A 1,476-nucleotide genomic window follows, 5' to 3' on the forward strand; every position below is an offset into this window, starting at 1 on the left:
GCCGGGCGCGCCGGCGGACCGGCTCGTAGTAGTGGTGAAGGTCCTGTAATGGGGCTGGAGCGAAGGGGCCGGGTCGTTCGTGACTTGTTTGTTCGATCAACCGGAGATTCTCCGGGAGGAGTCGCGTGGATGAGTTGAAAGCACCGGGCAAGCCGTTTGAGATCTCTAAATGGGCTGTCCAGGTGGCGTGGGAGAAGGTCAAGGCGAATAAGGGTTCGGCCGGGATGGACGGGTTATCCATCGGGGAATTTGAGAAGGATCTGAAGAACAACCTGTATAAGATCTGGAATCGGATGTCCTCGGGGACGTACTTTCCGCCGCCGGTCCAGGCTGTGGAGATCCCGAAGGCGCACGGCGGGGGCACGAGGATGTTGGGCGTGCCCACCGTGGCCGACCGGATCGCGCAGACGGTGGTGGCCGGGGTGCTGGAAGCGAAGCTCGAACCGATCTTCCATCCGAGTTCCTATGGCTATCGCCCGGGCCGCACGGCGCTGGATGCGGCCGGGGCCTGTCGGCAACATTGCTGGGAGTTCGACTGGGTGGTCGAGTTCGACATCCGGAAGTTCTTCGACTCCGTGCCGTGGGACCTGATCGTCAAGGCGGTCCAGGCGCACACCGACCTGCCGTGGGTGGTGTTGTATGTCAAGCGGTGGCTCGCCGCGCCGCTGGCACTGCCCGACGGAACCTTGCAGGATCGAGATCGCGGAACCCCACAGGGGTCGGCGATCTCACCCGTCTTGGCGAATCTGTTCCTGCACTATGCGTTCGACGCCTGGATCACCCGGGAGTTCCCGGACGTGGTGTTCGAGCGCTACGCCGACGACGCGGTCGTGCACTGCTCCAGGCTGGGGCAGGCTGAACGGGTCTTGGCGGCGATCAAGGAACGGATGGCCGAGGTCGGGCTTCAGTTGCACCCCGACAAAACCCGGATCGTCTACTGCAAGGACGACAGACGGCGCGGCTCGCATGAGCACACGTCGTTCACGTTCCTGGGGTTCACCTTCCGGCCGCGAGGGGTGCGGACCAAGACCGGGAAGATGCGTTGCGGCTTCAACCCGGCGGTCAGCAAGCAAGCCTTGAAACAGATGAGCGCGACAGTGCGGGCCTGGCGGCTCCACCATCGCACCGGTTCCTCCGAACACGACCTCGCACGGCGGATCAATCCGGTCGTGCGGGGCTGGATGCACTACTACGGCGCGTTCTATCGCTCCGCGCTGCATCCCCTCCTGGCCCGTATCAACGCCTACCTGATGCGGTGGTCGCGCAACAAGTACAAGCGGCTACGGAGCCGAAAGAAGGCCCAAGCCCAATGGGAAAGGGTCGTGAAGCTGCGGCCCACATTCTTCGCCCACTGGATCTGGGTGAACACGGTTCCAGCAGTCTGGTGACCAGGACGACAAGAGCCGTGTAACGAGAGATTGTTACGCACGGTTCTGTGGGAGCCCCGGGCTGAGACGCCCGGGGCGACCCGACCGG

The 1,476-nt window shown here is 63.8% G+C and carries 1 protein-coding gene; it reads left to right on the forward strand.

The window, feature by feature from the left end; translation table 11 throughout:
* Positions 1 to 125: 125 nt before the first annotated feature.
* Entirely contained in the window at positions 126 to 1,388 is a 1,263-nt protein-coding gene (gene ltrA / locus AB0B91_RS65940) for a group II intron reverse transcriptase/maturase (protein ID WP_358343209.1), read from the forward strand.
* Positions 1,389 to 1,476 lie beyond the last annotated feature (88 nt).

Source organism: Nonomuraea sp. NPDC049141 (assembly GCF_040648415.1).
GTDB lineage: Bacteria > Actinomycetota > Actinomycetes > Streptosporangiales > Streptosporangiaceae > Nonomuraea.